At 37.7% G+C, this 19872-nt stretch carries 15 protein-coding genes; 9 read left to right on the forward strand and 6 right to left on the reverse strand.

Annotated features, from left to right (window positions below; translation table 11 throughout):
* Positions 1-82 precede the first annotated feature (82 nt).
* From amaA to AC1Z3T_RS13615, 4 genes are all read right to left on the reverse strand, one after another.
* Complete coding sequence (gene amaA, locus AC1Z3T_RS13600) at positions 83-1366, reverse strand: L-pipecolate oxidase (RefSeq protein ID WP_004827763.1); 1284 nt, start codon at positions 1364-1366, stop codon at positions 83-85.
* Positions 1367-1503: 137 nt separating this feature from the next.
* The gene (gene amaB, locus AC1Z3T_RS13605; RefSeq protein ID WP_005030953.1) at positions 1504-2997 is read right to left on the reverse strand and encodes an L-piperidine-6-carboxylate dehydrogenase; all 1494 of its coding nucleotides are present in this window, start codon (positions 2995-2997) and stop codon (positions 1504-1506) included.
* Between the two features lie 46 nt (positions 2998-3043).
* Positions 3044-4423, reverse strand: a complete 1380-nt coding sequence (hglS, locus tag AC1Z3T_RS13610) for a 2-oxoadipate dioxygenase/decarboxylase HglS (RefSeq protein WP_483396690.1) — start codon at positions 4421-4423, stop codon at positions 3044-3046.
* A 14-nt stretch (positions 4424-4437) separates the two neighbouring features.
* A complete protein-coding gene (locus AC1Z3T_RS13615) occupies positions 4438-5715 on the reverse strand; it encodes a 2-aminoadipate transaminase (protein ID WP_100884548.1) in 1278 nt (425 codons plus the stop codon).
* Between the two features lie 253 nt (positions 5716-5968).
* Between AC1Z3T_RS13615 and AC1Z3T_RS13620 the strand changes: the two genes are divergently transcribed.
* The 4 genes from AC1Z3T_RS13620 (at position 5969) to AC1Z3T_RS13635 (ending at position 12910) form a co-directional block, all read left to right on the forward strand.
* Entirely contained in the window at positions 5969-7240 is a 1272-nt protein-coding gene (locus tag AC1Z3T_RS13620) for a Glu/Leu/Phe/Val family dehydrogenase (RefSeq protein WP_042089526.1), read from the forward strand.
* A 535-nt stretch (positions 7241-7775) separates the two neighbouring features.
* Positions 7776-9053, forward strand: coding sequence for a sensor histidine kinase (locus AC1Z3T_RS13625; RefSeq protein WP_100884550.1), 1278 nt, complete (start codon positions 7776-7778; stop codon positions 9051-9053).
* A 153-nt stretch (positions 9054-9206) separates the two neighbouring features.
* The gene (glnE, locus tag AC1Z3T_RS13630; RefSeq protein ID WP_151712739.1) at positions 9207-11957 is read left to right on the forward strand and encodes a bifunctional [glutamate--ammonia ligase]-adenylyl-L-tyrosine phosphorylase/[glutamate--ammonia-ligase] adenylyltransferase; all 2751 of its coding nucleotides are present in this window, start codon (positions 9207-9209) and stop codon (positions 11955-11957) included.
* Between the two features lie 26 nt (positions 11958-11983).
* On the forward strand, positions 11984-12910 hold the full coding sequence (locus tag AC1Z3T_RS13635; RefSeq protein WP_004827770.1) for a branched-chain amino acid transaminase: 927 nt from the start codon (positions 11984-11986) through the stop codon (positions 12908-12910).
* A 91-nt stretch (positions 12911-13001) separates the two neighbouring features.
* Here the strand turns inward: AC1Z3T_RS13635 and AC1Z3T_RS13640 are convergent, their stop codons facing one another.
* Entirely contained in the window at positions 13002-14024 is a 1023-nt protein-coding gene (locus AC1Z3T_RS13640) for an NAD-dependent epimerase (RefSeq protein ID WP_100884552.1), read from the reverse strand.
* On the reverse strand, positions 14021-15190 hold the full coding sequence (locus AC1Z3T_RS13645; RefSeq protein WP_100884553.1) for a nucleotide sugar dehydrogenase: 1170 nt from the start codon (positions 15188-15190) through the stop codon (positions 14021-14023). Before AC1Z3T_RS13645 ends, AC1Z3T_RS13640 begins: the two co-directional genes overlap by 4 nt.
* Positions 15191-15425: 235 nt before the next feature.
* On the opposite strand from AC1Z3T_RS13645, the gene AC1Z3T_RS13650 reads away from it, so the two are divergent.
* The 5 genes from AC1Z3T_RS13650 to AC1Z3T_RS13670 all read left to right on the forward strand — a co-directional run bounded on the left by AC1Z3T_RS13650 (position 15426) and on the right by AC1Z3T_RS13670 (position 19867).
* Positions 15426-16196, forward strand: a complete 771-nt coding sequence (locus AC1Z3T_RS13650; protein WP_004827776.1) for a hypothetical protein — start codon at positions 15426-15428, stop codon at positions 16194-16196.
* 40 nt (positions 16197-16236) lie between these two features.
* Positions 16237-17244 carry a capsular polysaccharide biosynthesis protein gene (locus AC1Z3T_RS13655; RefSeq protein WP_100884554.1) on the forward strand — a complete coding sequence of 336 codons (1008 nt, stop codon included), beginning with the start codon at positions 16237-16239 and terminating at the stop codon, positions 17242-17244.
* Positions 17234-17992 carry a glycosyltransferase family 25 protein gene (locus AC1Z3T_RS13660; protein WP_004827780.1) on the forward strand — a complete coding sequence of 253 codons (759 nt, stop codon included), beginning with the start codon at positions 17234-17236 and terminating at the stop codon, positions 17990-17992. The genes AC1Z3T_RS13655 and AC1Z3T_RS13660 overlap by 11 nt, the downstream gene beginning before the upstream one ends.
* Positions 17993-18099: 107 nt before the next feature.
* Positions 18100-19014 (forward strand): glycosyltransferase family 32 protein, encoded by a 915-nt coding sequence (locus AC1Z3T_RS13665; protein WP_100884555.1) that lies wholly within the window; start codon positions 18100-18102, stop codon positions 19012-19014.
* A 73-nt stretch (positions 19015-19087) separates the two neighbouring features.
* Positions 19088-19867: a glycosyltransferase family 25 protein gene (locus tag AC1Z3T_RS13670; protein WP_100884556.1), complete on the forward strand. Its 780-nt coding sequence runs from the start codon at positions 19088-19090 to the stop codon at positions 19865-19867.
* Positions 19868-19872: the final 5 nt, after the last annotated feature.

Raw genomic sequence — 19872 nt, forward strand, 5'->3', positions numbered from 1 at the left:
ATGCCTTATTAAAATCACGAACAAGCATTGTCTTGCTTTGGCAATGACAGTTTTAGTTAAGAATTCTTTAACTCCTGGTCATTTAAGAGATAATTCTTAAACATTGACCTGCGTGATATAAGGTAATGCCACAGTCATAGAACATTGCTCGAGCATTACGGAAAGAGACTTTGCTTGATTCCAGATCACTAAAAGGTAGCGGTAAGTTTTCACGGTCATCATCTTGAAGATACTGAGCAAATGCTTTTCCCATTAATGTGCCAGTTGTGATCCCTCGACCATTAAAGGCAGTTGCAGCCACAATTCCTGGTGCGGGTTCAAAAATACGCATAATATGGTCTGTGGTAAATCCAAATTTTCCAGTCCATTGATATTGCCATTTGAGTTTACCCAATTCAGGAAAGTATTTTTGGGTGATTAGATCAGCCCAAGAATGATAAATGCTCTCTTTTCCTTCATGTCCACCGACAGTTCCGAGTAACAGACGATTTTCTTTATCTCGGCGAATACTTGATAACGCTAAACGTGTATCCCATGAACCATTTTTATAAGGTAAAATTTTATCTGCAATTGAGCCAGTCAAAGGTTCAGAGGCAATTTGATAATATTTAACAAAATAAATAGTTTTTAGAATTTCAGTCCATTCACCTTGTGTGTAAGCATTGGTTGCTAAAACAACTTTATCCGCAGTAATGCTTCCGGAGGTGGTTTTAACACACCATTGAGAGTCGCTTTTCACAATCTCATTCACAGATGAATTTTCGTAAATTTCAACATTTAAACGCTTGGCAGCTTGTGCTAGACCTGTGACATAGGCATATGGGTTTATGGTTCCTGCTCGCTTATCAAGTAACGCTTTTTGAACCACTTTTGTCCCACAATATTCATGACATTTTGCACCTGTCAACACTTCAACATTTGCACCGCGACGACTCAGTTGAAGGTAACGGTGATCAATATCAGCTTCACCTTCCGAGTTATGCGCCATGTGTAGATTACCAGTGCGAGTATCTTGTGCTTGTATACCTAAGCGATCAATCGTATCAAAGACCAGTTGTGGTGCATGACCTAATGCTGTGGTCAACTTTTCTCCGACTTTTTCTCCCAAATATTTATTTAGCTCATCTGGTTGAGCCCATGTTCCTGCATTGACCAAACCGACATTACGCCCAGATCCTCCAGAACCAACTTCTAAACTTTCTACGACTACGACACGGTGTCCTGCTTCTGCTAAATGAATTGCTGCTGATAGACCAGTGAATCCGCCACCAATAATACAAACATCAGTATTTATATCTGTTTGTAATTGAGGGAAATGAGGTACATTATCCACGAGGGTTGACCATAATACTTGATTTTTTAACATGATTATTGCTCTATCCTTATAGCAATCGAATCGCAACATCAAAATGTTGTTGTTTTTTAGATCATTCAATATACTTTTGCATTTTAAGGGTTAAATAAGGTTATATGCTCATTTAACCCTTTGATTATAATAAATAATTAACCAAAGTTAATCCCTTGAGCTAAAGGTAATTCTCGAGAATAGTTGATGGTATTTGTTTGTCTGCGCATATAGCCTTTCCAAGCATCTGAACCAGATTCACGCCCACCGCCTGTCTCTTTCTCACCACCAAATGCACCACCAATTTCTGCACCACTCGTACCAATATTGACATTCGCAATACCACAATCACTCCCAACAGCACTGAGGAATTTTTCAGCTTCACGAATATCGTTGGAGAAAATACATGAAGATAATCCTTGAGGAACATCATTTTGGAGATCGAGGGCTTCGTCAAAATCCTCATAGCCAATCACATATAAAATCGGTGCAAAAGTTTCTGTTTTAACGACATCATCTTGTGCCGTCACTTCAACCAATGCTGGTTTGACATAGTAAGCATGAGGAAATTGATCTGATAATACTCGTTCACCACCTGTTACTTTTGCACCTGCTTGTTGCGCTCGAACAAGCATTGTCTGCATTTGATTAAAAATATGTTCGTCAATTAATGGTCCAACAAGATTACCTTCTAAAGGGTGTCCAATTGAAACTGTGGCATACGCTTTCTTTAATTTTTCAACAACCTCAGCTTGAATCGATTTATGCACAATTAAACGACGTAGTGTAGTACAACGTTGACCTGCCGTACCTACTGCTGAGAATAAAATACCGCGGATGGCTAAATCCAAATCAGCTGTTGGCGCAAGAATCATGGCGTTATTCCCCCCCAATTCGAGAATACATTTGCCAAAGCGTTCTGCGACTTTCGGACCAACAATTTTACCCATACGTGTACTACCCGTTGCACTAATCAATGCAACACGCTCGTCAGTCACTAGTTTTTCACCAATTGAAGCATCACCAATGAGTAATTGGGATAGCTGTGCAGGTGCATCACGACCAAATTGTTTAACCGCTTTTTCAAACAATGCCTGACAAGCTAATGCAGTAAGTGGCGTTTTTTCTGAAGGTTTCCAAATTACAGCGTTACCACAGATTAAAGCCAATGCTGTATTCCAAGACCAAACGGCAACAGGAAAATTAAATGCGGAAATTATGCCGACAACACCTAATGGATGCCAAGTTTCGCGCATGTGATGTCCTGGTCGTTCTGAAGCAATCGTTAAACCGTACAATTGGCGTGATAAACCGACTGCAAAGTCGCAAATATCAATCATCTCTTGAACTTCGCCTAGACCTTCCTGAGCAATTTTACCTGCTTCCCACGAGACCAAAGCGCCAAGTTCATTTTTATATTCGCGTAAAATTTGCCCAAAAATACGCACTAGTTCGCCACGTCGCGGAGCAGGGACTTTTCGCCATTCTTTAAAAGCAATGAGTGCCTGTTGAATACAGCTATCAGCTTGTTTAAGATCATTTACAACAACCTGTCCAATGACACTTCCGTCAATTGGAGTTTTTACGGTTAATGAACCTGTTTGATACGCTTCAGCAGCAACACCTAATTTATTTAATAATTCCTGAATCATGTTATTTCCTTTCCATCATTAAAATGAATAACTCATCAAAGCCTTGTTATACCTTTGACACAATTGATTGATTTAAAGTTGCTAAACAAGCCTCTATTGATTGCTGTTGAGCCTGGGCATAAAGTTGGATTTCATCAAATACTTTTGTGCCTAAACACTGCTCAAAAACGTCTTGATTTGAAGTTGAGCTGTAATCTGTTTGTTCATTTCCGCCCAAATTGGACTGAAAAATTCCTGCTGCAGAGACAGGTAAAAAATCTTCATAGACAATCGGTTCAATTCGAACTCGACCTGTATGAATCAATTCAGGCAAATCCGTTTCTGTCCATACCTGATGAGTGCTAAATGGTTGTGCGTAATAATAAAAGTAAGCTAAATCCTCTACGGCCAATGTGGTGTAACAATCTGGAAACGCTTTGAATGTTTCCTCTAAAATCTGCATATATTGCGCTGCATTTTCTTCAGTCGCGATACCGCCTAATTGCTGTTGTGCTTTGACAAGCAATTCATCATAAAGTTGACGACCTTTTGGTGTAAGCGCGACGCCTCGTTGTTCAATTTCACCAAAACGAGCAGTATGACTTCCTTGTTGATCTGTAAAGATCACTTGTTCCTGTAAAGCTTTAAAGCTGGTTTGACGCAATAAAATCGGACAACGTCGACGAGGTGGTCCTTCGATTATCGCTTTAGGTGTAATCCCACGTCCCATCATTCCATTTTGAACTTGGTCAATATCAAGTGTTCTCGGTGTTAAATGATTGATATGTGGTCCTTTAAATGCAACAACATCAGCAATTAAACGATGTTGGTCATGTAATGCTTGATATAAATCAGCAGTGACTGGTGCATGAGTATGCCAACGGAATGTCTCTAAAACTTCAATAATAAACAGATCTGCATCATCTACACTCAATCCACCTTGCAGTTCATGTTTTGCCGTCAAAGCCAGCGCTTTTTCAGTAAAAATTTGACGTTTTGCCAGCGTTTCTTTTGCGAGTTGGCGTAATTCAGAATGATCCACTAACTCCAGACGTAATAAAGAAGTAAATACTCGGAATGGACTATGATTTAAAGCATCTGTTTGGATTGCCCGAAATGCAGTTGCATGTACAGGAACACCAGCAGGTACTAAGTCATAATAACCTACAGGGTACATTCCCATCACCGCAAAAATGCGACGCATATTATGAAGTTCTTCTGCTGTTCCCAGTCGAATTGCGCCGTGGCGTTCTTGTGATAAACGAGTTAATTCACCAGTTTGTTGTAATTGCGCTTTTAAAATAGTTTGCTGTTCTAAAACAGATTGGTTTACGTCATCCACTAACTCTATTAAATCACCATATAATGGAACTTCGTTTTGATACAACTCTGACATTAACTTTGAGAATTTCGCTCGGATCTCATCCACATTGATCCAATTAGTCATGACTATCTTCCTTTTTAAACACTTGTCATCATTTTTTGATGAGCAGTTTCTGCCAAAATTTGTTCCAATATATTCAGACCTTCTTTTAATACTTTAGGTTCTATCGTCAATGGGGTTAATAGACGAATAATATTTTTCTCTTGTCCGCTTGACATGAGTAATAGACCTTGATTTCTAGCCTGAGTCAGAATGTTTGCTAATACATGTGTACCTGCACCAAATTGGGGGTGGTAAAGTTCAATACCACGCATCGCGCCAATACCGGTTAAACGTCCCAACCAAGGTGTTAAATTCTGTTGTTTCCACTTTGAATAATAAGCTTCAATTGTCTCAATATAATGTTGAATATTTTCTTGGTAAATTTGAGATCGCATGATGTCGAGTGTGGCTAAACCTGCTGCACAAGCAATCGGATTACCTGAATATGTTCCACCTAAAGCCCCTTTATGTGGATGATTCATGTATTCTGCTCGACCAATTAAAGCGCCTAAAGGTATGCCACCTGCAATACTTTTTCCGAGTAACAGTAAATCAGGTTCAATCCCTAACTTTTTAAAAGCAAAAGCTTCACCTGTACGACCAAAACCAGATTGAATTTCATCCAGAATGATTAAAATGCCATTTTTTTGACAGAATTCTTGTAAAAAATGAGCAAAATCAGCATTCATGATGTGAAAGCCTCCTTCACCTAAGACCGGTTCAAATATAATTGCCGAGATATTTTTTATATCCACTTCGACTTGGAACAATCGAGCCAAAGCTTTTTTTGCTTCCTCGGAAGTTATATCGTTGTCTTTGCTCGGATATGGAATATGATAAACAGGACCGGGTAAAGCACCGAGCCCATCTTTATAAGGTGCTACTTTGCCGTTTAAATTCACAGCAGCTAAGGTACGACCATGGAAGCCACCATCGAAAGCGATGACACCGGATCTTCCCGTAACTGTACGAGCTACTTTTAATGCATTTTCGGTTGCTTCGGCACCGCTATTGGTGAGCATTCCTACAATTGGATATTCAACTGGAATAAAATCAGTGAGTTGTTCCATAAACTGTACATAAGGCTGATGATGTGCAGCATTAAAAGCATAATGAGTAAGTTTTTGGGCTTGGTGCTGGATCGCTTTGACAATTTTTGGATGACAATGCCCAAAATTTAGGACACCAATCCCACCAATAAAATCAATATACCTTTTACCATTTTGATCCCAAACTTCTGCATTCAGACCTGTCTCAAGTGTAATGGGGTGAATAAGTCCTAAAGCACTTGAAATTCTTTGATAATTATCCACTTCATTTTTCTCGATAGAATTTATTTGATGTTGTTATTTAAACCTTCGAAATATCGTCCTACAAACGAATTAAAATACTCGCACTATTCCTTTTTTTCGTATCACTTTTTCCGAAAATTGCTTTCATAAACAAAAAAATTAACCTAGTTTAATTGATTAAAAGTTAAGTAAATATCTTTGAGAAATTTGTGTATTTACTTAGACATTATTAATAACGTGATAGAGCAGAACAAATATCAGTTGGATATTCAATATGACAAAACTCTCTTATATCCAAGCAAATGATGCAGCTTGGTTAACTTTTCTTGAACAAATTGAACGCGTATCTCCCTATTTAGAGCATCTAAAACAACATATTGAGATATTAAAAAGACCCAAAAGAGTTCTTATCGTAGATGTACCGATTGTCATGGATGATGGTTCAATTCAACATTTTGAAGGTTATCGTGTACAACACAATTTATCACGTGGTCCTGGTAAAGGTGGTATCCGCTATCACCAAGATGTCAATCTGAATGAGGTTATGGCACTTTCAGCATGGATGACGATCAAAACAGCGGTATTGAACCTACCATTTGGAGGTGCAAAAGGGGGTGTCCGTGTCGATCCACGTAAATTATCGGCTCGAGAATTAGAGCGTTTAACTCGTCGCTATACCAGTGAAATCAGTCATATTATCGGTCCTCAAAAGGATATTCCTGCACCAGATGTTGGAACAAATCAACACGTAATGGGGTGGATTATGGACACCTATTCATCAGGTCAGGGATATACGGTTACTGGTGTGGTCACTGGTAAACCTATCCACTTGGGTGGTTCATTAGGTCGTGTAAAGGCAACTGGTCGTGGAGTATTTGTTACAGGTCGCGAAGTTGCGAAGAAAATTAAGCTCTCCCTTAAAGGAGCTAAAGTTGCTATTCAAGGTTTTGGTAATGTAGGGAGTGAAGCTGGTTTTTTATTTGTGGAATCAAATGCAAAAGTTACTCACATTCAAGACCACACAGGGACTATTTTCAATAAAAACGGTATTGATCTTGAGGCATTACGTGATTATGTCACTGTGAATGAAGGTGTCGGTGGTTTTACTGGTGCACAGCCCATTGCTGATGAAGAATTTTGGTCAGCAGAAGTTGATATCATGATTCCTGCGGCTTTAGAGGGGCAAATCACCATTGATCGTGCTCAGAATATTCAAGCTCAACTGATTTTAGAGGGGGCAAATGGTCCAACTTATCCAAAGGCAGAAGATATATTGGTTGAACGAGGTATTGTTGTCGTTCCTGATGTAGTCTGTAATGCGGGTGGGGTGACTGTAAGTTACTTCGAATGGGTACAAGATATGGCAAGTTATTTTTGGAGCGAAGAAGAAATTAATGAGCGTTTAGACAAACTCATGGTTCAAGCAATTGAGGATGTTTGGAATACGGCAAACAACAATACATGTACCTTACGTACAGCGGCTTATATCTTGGCGTGCGAACGTATTTTAAAAGCGCGTAAAGAGCGTGGTGTTTTCCCTGGATAAAGAAATAAATGACTCAAGAAATATGTTTTACTGGATGGCTATTAGCAGTAATACATGTGTTTTGGAGCGGTAATTAACTATAAATATTTAAATAAAAAATAATTGTTTTGCTGCTTTTATTGACACGATGTTTATATAAAATCATGTCATTCAAAAATCTACTTTCAGTGATGGCATATCGGTTTACACGCTCTCCTTGCCCATCTATAGAATGATTCTCTATTCAACAGAACCCAAGCGAATACAAATGGCTTGGGTATTTTTTTCAGTTCACAGAATTAAATACTATTGTGATTTGATAGACGGTGTTTGATTACAAAAATATGATTTTTTTTGAAATTTTTAACTTTTCTATTTTAATTAAAAGTATTACTGCTATAGTGTTTTATGTGAACATTTGTAAATGTACAGCGACGTCTTTGATGCTATTTTTTTATTTTTCGAATTAAGTTTTTATCTATTTAAAAGAAATTAATATTAGAAATGGGTGAGTTTAATCAATAACGTGTGAACTGAAAGTGAAAATGAGGTAAACATGAAACTAGAATTCTTAGACTCTCATCAAACTGAGCAACTCAGTGCATGTCGATTGTCGCTCATTTTAGGGGCTTATACACCAGACAATAAAATTGAACGCTATCTGAAAATTGTCCGTGCTATTTTGAATGTCGAAAATGCCTTTTTTAGCTTTCACAATGAACCTTATGCATGGGTTGCCAATAGCGAATGTGACTTTGTTGCCGCTTATCTTTCTCCAAAGCCTAGTCTTTTACCAGATTTTCAAAATACGTTAATTGTTGAGGGTACACACCCAAGTTATCCAGAATGTTCAGATTATATCACGGAGATCGGTCTTAGCCATACACGACTTATCGCTTATGACTTTAGACTTCAAGACAGCGAGTCCATCGCGCATGTCTATTTTTATGATCATCAAACCGAGAATTTCTCGGCTAAACAAAAACTATTATTAGAAGAGTTGAGTGATGATCTCGTGACGATATTGCAGCGCAAGTCGGAGTCCCAAGACTATTATGAACTTTATGAACAAGAACGTGCTCTAAATTTCAGTAAAACAAAGTTTTTTCAGGTGATTGCCCATGATTTACGTGCACCATTTCATGGATTGATTGGTTTTTCAGATGTTTTAGCCAATGAGCGAGAAACCTTGGATGAAGAGAATATTCATAGTATTGCACAATATTTGCATGATACTTTGCAGTCTACATATGCTTTACTTGAAAATTTACTCAATTGGGCGATGTCAGAAGGAGGTCGTTTTGTCTATCACCCGATTAATTTTAAGCTCAAACAGACCACCAAAATTGTTTATGATGTACTGCAACCCTTAGCAGTCAATAAAAATATTCAATTGATTGAAAATGTTGCTGATGATCTAACGGTTTTTGCAGATATGAATATGGTAACCTCCATTATTCAAAACTTAGTGTCCAATGCTTTAAAATTTACTCAAACTGATGGTTTAGGCAAAGTGACGATTTCCGCTCAACCTGTGGGAAATCGTATTGAAATCGTTATTCATGATACTGGTTTGGGTATGACTCAGGCACAGATTGAACAGGTTTTTGAACCGCAACTTAAAGCCAGTATAAAAGGTACGATTGGTGAACAAGGTACAGGCTTAGGATTGGTATTGTGCAAGAGATTTGTTGACTTAAATCATGGGCAAATATCAGTTAGCTCTCAAAAAGGTGAGGGAACAACTTTTGTCGTTGCCCTCCCTGCGGCAAAAAATGCCCATCAGTCTTTGCTAGATACAGACCTAAAATCAGATAAAGTAAAAATTTTCTAATCTTCAACGTATGCGATGAAATTTTAAAGTGATTGATGTGTGTTTTTTGATGTTTTTTTAATCTGTGCTTTTTTATACAACGATAAAAGATTCCCTAACAGTCAAGCAAACTGCTATAAATAATCATATAAAACATCAGTACAGGCTTTTCTAATGAATGCTGAGCAATTGCAAAAAACCTTACATGCCAGTCAGTATGCAGAACAAGTATTAAGTCTACATCAAAGTGTATTAGAACATGATTATGCAATTGATCAATTTCAAGTACCGCTCAGTACCCCGCAAATTCAACAACTTGTTGATGATAATTTAGCAGCTATTCAAGATGAAATTACATGGATGCGCGTGTTAAGGATACTTCGTGCACGTTTGATGTTCCGTTGGATTTGGCAGGATGCCAATCAACTCACCGATGTAGTGACATTGACCCGTGAACTTTCGGATTTTGCAGATATTTGTATCGTTGCAGCCAAAGATTTTGCACGGGTTCCACTCATTGCCAAACATGGTGAGCCAGTCGGGTATAACGGTAAAATTCAAGATCTGATCGTGATTGGTATGGGGAAGCTTGGCGCACAAGAGCTTAATTTATCAAGTGATATCGACCTGATTTTTGCTTTTGATGAACAAGGTGAAACCAATGGACGCAAATGTATTGATGTACAGCAGTTCTGTATTTTGTGGGGACAGAAGCTGATTTATTTGCTGGATCATATTACTGCGGATGGTTTTGTTTTTCGTGTAGATATGCGTTTACGTCCTTGGGGGGATGGTTCAGCCCTCGCGATTAGTCATGTGGCATTAGAAAAATATCTCAGTCAGCATGGACGCGAATGGGAACGCTATGCATGGATTAAGGCACGTATTATTACGGGTGGGCAAGAGGGTGATAGTCTATTGGATATGACGCGTCCATTCGTATTTCGTAAATATGTTGATTACACCGCATTTGAAGCCATGCGTGAAATGAAAGCCATGATTGAGCGCGAAGTGGCACGTCGCAATATTGCCGATGACATCAAGTTGGGTGCAGGTGGGATACGTGAAGTTGAATTTATTGTCCAAGTTTTTCAATTGATTTATGGTGGCGCTAAATTAGAGCTGCAAGATCGCCAATGTCTCGTCAGTCTTCAGCATTTAGGTGAGGTTGGATTACTCGATTCACAATCTGTTGTTGACCTTGAAGATGCCTATTTATTTTTACGTCGCGTTGAACATGCGATTCAAGCACTGAATGATCAACAAACTCAATCTTTGCCGACTGAGCCTGAGTTACGTCAACGGCTGATTGATACATTGGGCTTTACTGATTGGGATAATTTTATTGATTTTTTAAATCAAAAACGAGAAAAAGTGACCTTCCAATTTGAGCATCTGATTAAAGAAAAAGGGCTTGAGTCACCTATTGAAAGTTATAGTCAGCTTGAGAGCCAGCTCAATGAAATTTTAGATGATGATGCTAAAAACTTAATTCATGAGTTTTGGTATGGTCATGCCATCAAAAAATTACCTGCAAAAGCCGTTCAACGTCTAAAAGAGTTTTGGCCACATTTGGTTGAAGCAATTTTACAGTCGAATAGCCCGCAAGTTGCGTTGATGCGTTTAATGCCATTGGTCGAGTCTGTCATGCGCCGTACGGTGTATTTGGTCATGCTGATCGAAAGTAAAGGTGCATTGCAGCGGTTGGTTAAAATGGCGACAGTAAGCCCATGGATTTGTGAGGAATTAACGCATTATCCAGTGCTTTTGGATGAGTTCCTTTCGATGGATTTTGAGCTTCCATCAAGACATTATTTGGAGGATTCTTTACGTCAACAGTTGCTACGTATTGAAATTGATCAAGTTGAAGATCAAATGCGAGTACTGCGTCTGTTTAAAAAGTCCAATGTACTGACAGTGGCTGCAAGTGATGTATTGGCTGAAAGTCCGTTGATGAAAGTGTCTGATGCTTTAACGGATATTGCGGAAGTTTCAGTTATTGCAACATTGAACTTAGCTTATCAAACGGTGGCGAAACGTCATGGATATCCAATAGATGCAGAAGGGCAGCGTTGTTCTTTGGAGCATATGGCATATTGTGTGATTGGTTATGGTAAGGTCGGGGGAATTGAACTCGGTTATGGTTCTGACTTGGATTTGGTGTTTATTCATTATATGGATGAACAAGCAGATACAGATGGTCAAAAAGCCATTAGTGGCTTTGAATTTGCCATGCGTGTTGCTCAGAAGTTTATGTCATTGATGACAACGCAGACCTTAGATGGTCGTGTTTATGAAGTGGATACGCGTTTGCGTCCTTCTGGTGAAGCAGGACTTTTGGTAACCAGCTTAAAGGCATTTGAACAGTATCAACTGAAAAGTGCATGGTTATGGGAGCATCAAGCCATTGTTCGAGCACGTTCGATTGCTGGTGAGCCAACATTGAGAGCCAAGTTTGAGGAATTGCGCTGTAAGATTCTTACCTTACCAAGACAAGAGGAAACGGTTCGTCAAGAAGTCCTCAACATGCGCCAAAAAATGAAAGATCATCTTGGCTCATCAAAAGATCAGAAAAAAGATGGAATTTTTCACTTAAAACAGGATGCAGGTGGTATCGTTGACATCGAATTTATGGCACAGTATGTCGTATTAGCCTGGAGTGGGACGAATCCTGATCTCGCCCATTATTCCGACAACGTACGAATCCTTGAAGATGCCGCAAAGGCAGGTTGCTTATCCAGCGACGATGTATCCGCATTGATTCAAGCTTATCTCAGTGAACGCGCCGAGAGCCACCGTTTAGCACTTGCAAATCATAATATGCAAGTAAGTGCTGCGGATTGGCACGATACCCGAGAGGTCGTTTGCAAGTTATGGCAAAGATTAATTGATCCAACAGCGACTTTCGCTTTGGAAAGTGAATAATTGTGTAAAAATTTGGAGTGTGCGCCATGAATTTGGCTGATCGTGATGGTTTTATTTGGCAAGATGGACAAATGGTTGAATGGCGTGAGGCTAAAATTCACGTCTTAACACATACTTTACATTATAGTATGGGTGTGTTTGAGGGTGTCCGTGCTTATGAAACACCAAATGGTACCGCGATTTTCCGTCTCCAAGATCACACAAAACGTTTGTTAAATTCTGCAAAAATTTATCAAATGAAAGTTCCATTTGATCAAGCAACGCTTGAGCAAGCTCAGATTGATGTGGTTCGTGAAAATAAATTGGCATCATGCTATTTACGCCCAATTATTTTCATTGGTTCGGAAAAATTAGGTATCGCTGCAACAGATAATACCATTCATGCAACAGTTGCTGCATGGAGCTGGGGTGCATATCTTGGTGATGAGGCAATGGCGAAGGGTATTCGTGTTAAAACCTCATCATTTACCCATCATCATCCAAACGTGACGATGTGTAAAGCCAAGGCTTCAGGTAACTATACTTTGTCAATTCTTGCTCACCAAGAAGTGGCACATTCTGGTTATGACGAAGCGATGTTGATGGATCCACAAGGTTATGTATGTCAGGGTTCTGGTGAAAACGTATTCTTGGTGAAAGATGGTGTTTTACATACACCAGATATCGCAGGCGGTGCTTTGGATGGTATTACCCGTCAAACGATTATTACCATTGCTAAAGATCTTGGTATTGATGTCGTTGAACGCCGTATTACCCGTGATGAATTCTATATTGGTGATGAAGCATTCTTTACCGGGACTGCTGCTGAAGTGACGCCAATCCGTGAATATGACGACCGTCAAATTGGTTCAGGTGCACGTGGTCCGATTACTGAGAAGATTCAAAAAGCATTCTTTGATGCTGTTCAAGGTAAAGATCCAAAATATGCGCATTGGCTGACTTATGTAAAATAAGCCATTCAATGCTAAAAAGGATTCCATATGGAATCCTTTTTTTATTTTTAAATCAATGTATTAAGATCGGTCTAAAATAAATAGTATGAGATTAGACTTTATAAAATTCTCGGTACCAATCAACAAACTGTTTTACACCTTCATTTACAGAAACTGATGGTTTATAACCCACCATATTTTCCAAGGCACTACTATCAGCAAAGGTATCTGGAACATCACCTGGCTGTAAGGGTAATAATTCTAAAATAGCGTCTTGACCGACAGCCTTTTCAATCGCATGAATATATTCGATCAATTTGACTGGATTATTATTGCCGATATTAAAAATACGGAATGGCGCATAGCTGGTCGATGGATCTGGATTTTTGCTGTCCCAATTTGGATCAGGCTGTGCAATTTGATCACTTGAACGAATAATACCTTCGACAATATCTGAGATAAAAGTAAAGTCGCGGGTGTGATTGCCATGATTGAAGACAGGAATAGAGCGACCTTCAATAATATTTTTAGTGAATTTAAATAGCGCCATGTCTGGACGTCCCCAAGGACCGTATACTGTGAAGAAGCGCAGTCCTGTCGTGGGTAAATTAAATAAATGGCTATAACTGTGCGCCATGAGTTCATTGGCACGTTTGGTTGCCGCATAGAACTGAACAGGGTGATTGACACCATGCTTTTCACTAAATGGCATGGTGGTATTGGCACCATAAACACTACTGGTGCTGGCATAAGTCAGATGTGGCGTTTTGGCATAGCGACATGCTTCAAGAATATTGGTAAAGCCAATAAGATTACTCTCTACATAACTAGACGGGTTTTCTAGAGAGTAGCGTACACCTGCCTGAGCTGCTAAATGAATCACTCGATCAAATGAATGATCTTGGAAGCATTGGTCAACAATAGTTTTATCAGCAAGGTTGGCACGAATAAAAATGAAAGAACCTTGAGCGTGTTCTGCTGTATTTTTTAAAACGTCTAATCTGGCTTCTTTCAATGCAGGATCATAGTAATCATTGACATTGTCAAACCCAACAACATCATCACCACGTTCTAATAGTTTTTTTGCAACATTGAAACCAATAAATCCTGCTGCCCCTGTAACGAGAACTTTCATTCATCTGCTCCGAAAATATCTCGTGTATAAACTTTGTCGAGTACATCACTGAGATCGCTTGAAATACGATTGGCAATAATTACATCACTTTGCTGTTTAAATTGCGCTAAATCATTGACCACTTTTGATTTAAAGAAATCATCATCTTGTAAAGTTGGTTCATAGACAATCACTTCAATTCCTTTTGCCTTGATACGTTTCATCACGCCTTGAATAGCTGAAGCCCTAAAGTTGTCTGAACCACTTTTCATAACTAAACGATAAATTCCGACCGTATTTGGGTTGCGTGCAATGATCGAGTCAGCAATGAAGTCTTTACGTGTGCTATTTGAATCAACAATGGCCTGAATCAAATTGCTCGGCACATGATGATAATTTGCTAGAAGTTGCTTGGTATCCTTAGGGAGACAATATCCGCCATAACCAAAAGATGGGTTGTTATAATGATTCCCGATGCGTTGGTCCAGACAAACACCCTCAATAATTTGTTGAGTATCTAAACCAAAAATTTGCGCATAAGTATCAAGTTCATTGAAGTAAGCAACACGCATCGCCAAGTAAGTGTTGGCAAATAGTTTGATGGCTTCTGCCTCAGTAGAGTCAGTAAATAATACTGGACTATCTTTTTTAATTGCGCCTTCGATCAGTAAATCAGCAAATTGCTGCGCACGCTCAGACTTTTCACCCACAATAATTCGTGATGGGTATAAATTGTCATGTAGTGCTTTGCCTTCACGTAAAAATTCAGGTGAGAAAATGAGATTCTCAGTATTAAATTTTTCTTTTAAATTTTTGGTAAAGCCAACCGGGACAGTGGATTTGATCACCATTACAGCATGAGGATTAACTGTTAAGACTTGCTGAACCACACTTTCCACACTTTGCGTATTAAAATAATTGGTTTTGGTGTCGTAATCTGTTGGTGTTGCGATGATCACAAAATCAGCATCTTGATAAGCTGTTTCATAATCTGTGGTTGCTGTGAAATTCAGTGTTTTTTCTTTTAAAAATAATGAAATATCAGCATCTTGGATAGGCGATATTTTATTGTTGAGCATGTTAACTTTAGATTCTAAAATATCAACAGCAACAACTTCATGATGTTGTGCAAATATCATTGAATTGGATAAGCCAACGTAACCTGTTCCAGCGACTGCTATTTTCATAAAAACCTAATATAGAAAATGTGCTTGCAAAAGTTGTGTTCGGCATTTTAACGAATTGTTTAAAGCATCCCATCCTCAAAAAAATGGAATAATGAAATAAACATCATACGTATAAATGGCTTGAGCATCATAGCATATTCTGATGAAACAAATTGTTCAGCATATGCAATCGAATACAGTAACTTGGCTATGGTAATGGTATGATATAGAGATTGCTCAGGTGGAAGATTGATGCATGCAGGTTAATGAATCAAATTTACAGTCAAATAATTTAGTTGAATCAGAACAAAATATTGTTTTGTGTATGAAATGGGGAACCAAGTATGGTGCAGACTATGTCAATCGACTGTATAACATGGTCAAAAGACATACCACCATTGATTTTAAAATGGTCTGTTTGACTGACCGTACAGAAGGTATCAACCCAGACATTCAATGTTTTCCAATTCCACCATTAGCATTGCCTGAAGGAAGCCCAGAACGTGGCTGGAACAAATTATCGACTTTTGAACCTGACTTATATGGTTTAAAAGGGAATTTACTGTTCTTAGATCTTGATGTGGTGATTGTTGATAATATTGATGATTTCTTTACTTATCCGGGTGAGTTCTTAATTATTCATGATTGGAAACGCCCTTGGCGAGTCACAGGAAATAGTTCTGTGTACCGTTTTAAATTGGGTTCTTTTCCAGACATTTTGCCTTACTTTCGAGAAAACTTTAAAGAAATTAGTCATAAGTTTAGAAATGAGCAAGAATATTTGTCGTGGTATGTCGATCAGCAGAAAAAGCTCAGCTATTGGCCAAAAGATTGGTGTAAGAGTTATAAATATCATTGTTTACAAAAGCTGCCATTGGCCTATTTTAAGCCACCAGTAAAACCACAAGATGCCAAAATCATTATTTTTCATGGTGAAATTAATCCACCTGATGCAGTCACGGGTGGCGGTGGTAAATGGTATCGTTATGTATTGCCTTCAGACTGGATTAAAGACGCTTGGCAATAATGTCATTCATATTATTTGATAAAATTTGAGAACAAGATAGATGCAGAACCTTGATATCGTGATTGCTTGGGTCGATGGCAATGATGTTGAGTTAAAACGTAAACGTCATTTGTACCTGACAGGCAATGATGCCAGTGATGCTGTCAGTGAAACCCGTTTTGCCAGTAATGATGAAATCTATTACAACATTGCATCTATATTGAAATATGTTCCTTTTTGCCGTCATATTTTGATTGTTACGGATGGTCAGCAACCTGAGTTTTTAAATGAATTTGTCGTACAAGGTCTTTGCGATACAAATAAAATCCGAGTGGTTGATCATCGAGAAATTTTTGCAGGCTTTGAACAATTTCTACCGACTTTTAATACCCGCTCTATAGAAAGTATGTTGTGGAATATTCAGGGCTTGTCAGACTATTTTATCTATTTAAATGATGATTTCTTTTTTAATGCATCGGCTCAGGTTGAAGATTTTCTTGAACAAGACAAAATCGTGACCTATGGGCATTGGAAAAGTTGTTTTAGTTACAAGACTAAACTGAAATATCGTCAATTTTTAAATCGAAATTTTAACATACCCATTCAACCTGGACATGTCATTGCGCAGATGTTGGGTGCTGATATCTTAGGGTTTAAAGAATTTTTTGAAATCCATCATTATCCGCATTGTGTAGATCGTAAAATTTTAAGCGAATATTTATTGAATCACCCAACCTTATTAGAAACACAAATTAAATATAAATTTCGAAGTGTTGAGCAATTGAATCCAATTTCGTTGATGAATCATTTAAAAATTCAAAAAGGTGAGGCAGTGTTAAAGCCAGATTTAGCTTTAGCCTATTTAAAAAATGCTGAAAGTTTAAATGTGTTTATACAAGCTCTAAATCAAGATCAGATTAAATATGGCTGTATTCAAAGTTTGGATCAGTTGACTCCACAAGATGCAGTCCAAGTCAAAAATGCAATGATTGCTAAGTTTAGTGATTATCTACCTCAGTCTGTCATCTCAAACGACGTTTTGTCATTGGAAGTTTTTCATGAAAGTTGAAACATATCTTATTAATCTTGATGGCAGTGATGAGCGACTTCAACGAGCAACGGAACAGTTACAAGCAGTTGATTGGTCGTTCCAACGATTTTCTGCCTATGATGGTCGAGGGCAGGATTTAGCTTCATTTGAAAATTATGATGATGTTGCAACACAACAAACTTTAGGGCGTCGACTGCTGAATTCTGAATTAGGTTGTTATCTCAGCCATTATGGTTGTGCCGAAAAGTTTTTACAAACTGATGCAGATTATTTGGTGGTTTTAGAAGATGATATGAAAATCACCACTGACTTTAAAACATCTGTAGAGCAAATTTTGTCATATTTAGATCAGCATCAGGATCTAGATTGGTATCTGATAAATTTGGCTGCCAAGAAGAAAAAGTTTGCAAAAGATATCGTAAAAATAGATGATTTTTCACTATGGCATGCTTATTATTTCCCGATTCGCGGATTAGGTTTAATATGGTCAAGAAAAGGTGCTGAAGCATTCGTCGCTTCTGGTAAAACGATGACCATGCCAGTAGATATTTTTTTCCAAACATGGCTGAGTAAAAATGGCAAAGGCTTAGGTGTTTGGCCAGCCTTGGTGAAGCCGGCTGGTTTAGATAGTGATATTTTGGGTACTGTGGCAACACAGGGGATTTCTCGGAAAGAGAAGGAAAATCGTGACAGCTCTTATGGCTTAAAAAAACAAAAGCGGATGTGGCGTGATCGTCTGTATGCTTTTAAACATCTTTATTTTTGAATGAATTAAGATTTTAAGTTCTGGGGGTATTTAATATTTTGAATACTGTTTAGGGCGCTTGTTATTGTCATTGTTGTTGTGTGCTTATAAAAGTATTAGGTCTTTATATGAAAATTTTTAAAAAACTATTCTATTTGGCTAAATTTCATATGATGTACTATTACAAAATTAGACATACCAATAAAAAGATTGATAATTTTGCGGGACAACTGGTTTTTAATCCTGTGAATACGCCCATCGAATTACCAAAGAAAATTTGGATATATTGGGAAGGTGATTTCCCCGAATTTGTAGAAAAGTGTATTCAAAATATTCGCAAAAAAAATCCAAATTATGAGGTGTATCTTCTTAATCCTGAGAATGTTAACCAATACAGTCTAATTGACTTTTCACTTTTGCAAGATCCTACGCCTCAACAAAAGGCTGACTTGTTGAGATTTGATTTACTTTATCAACATGGTGGCATATGGTTAGATGCCAGTATTATTGTTTATGAAAGTCTGGACTGGATTTTTGAACTGATACAACAAAATCGTACAGAATGTTTTGCTTACTACCGTAAAAAAAATACAACAAATTTGAATTATCCCGTATTAGAGAATTGGTTACTAGCGAGTGTCAAAAATAACATATTCTTTAAATATTGGTTTGATGAACTTTATTTAGCCATCCAAAAAACACCGAAAGTTTATGTGCAAGAGATTAAAAATACTGAAAAAAATCCAGCTGACATTTTCCAAAGGATTGGCAATTTGGAATATTTAGTTGCTTATGTTGCCTGCCAAAAAGTATTTAGAAAATCTTTTCCAAGTATCAGCTTAATTAATTGTGATGAAAATGCCTTTTTTTATCAGTTCACCAATCGATGGATCAAAGAGAAGATTTTGATTGATTTCGCAATTAATTATCCCCCAGTTGAATCACCTAAGTTGATAAAGTTGGCTGGAAAAGAAAGAAAAACAATAAGTTACTACTTTGCTAAAAAGATGTATTTTAAGGGTTCTTTTATTGATATTTCTTAGAAAGCTATTAAGTAAAGGTGATTGATCTACAGAAAAATAGTAAAATGCTTGTATTGTTTATAGATGCACCCCTATGAAGAAAATCGTTATTAGCCTATCGACAGCAGTTGAACGTAGAAAACACATATCGAGTGAATTTGCTCAAAAAAATGTAGACTTTGATTTTTTTGATGCTTTAACTCCAGAACCAGCTACGAGTTTTTCACAAGAATTGGGACTTAAAATTGATGAGCGTATTCTAACCAAAGGTGAGCTTGCTTGTTTTATGAGCCATGTTTTTCTGTGGAAAAGAATGATTGATGAGAATATTCCGTATATGGCGATATTCGAGGATGATATTTATTTGGGGGATAATGTCGTTGACTTCTTAACGGATTCATCTTGGATTAATGATCAATGGCATTTGATTAAGTTGGAGGAGTTTACGCATAGAATTGCATTGGGTAAGCAAGTTAAGAATTTTAAAGGACAGATTCAAAGAAGTATTTTTGAATTAAAAAGTAAGAACTTAGGTACGGCTGGTTATATTTTATCTTTGCATGGTGCTAAAAGTTTATTAAGCTACATTCAAAAGTTAGATAAGCTAATCGCTTTAGATCATTTAATGTTTGAACATTTGATTTATGAAAATATTTTTTCAGTGTACCAAATGAAACCTGCTTTATGTATTCAGGATGTGACACTATATTCGTGCAAAGATAGTGTGAAGTTCGCAAGTCATTTGTACAAAGAGCGCTTAACAAGAAGAAAATATAATAAAAAGAAAGGTATGAATAAAATTATTTTAGAGCTTTATCGCATATTACATCAGCTAAAAAGCATCATTTTCTTTAGAACAGTCGGTTTTAAATAGTCAGA

Source organism: Acinetobacter sp. B-6, assembly GCF_056930735.1.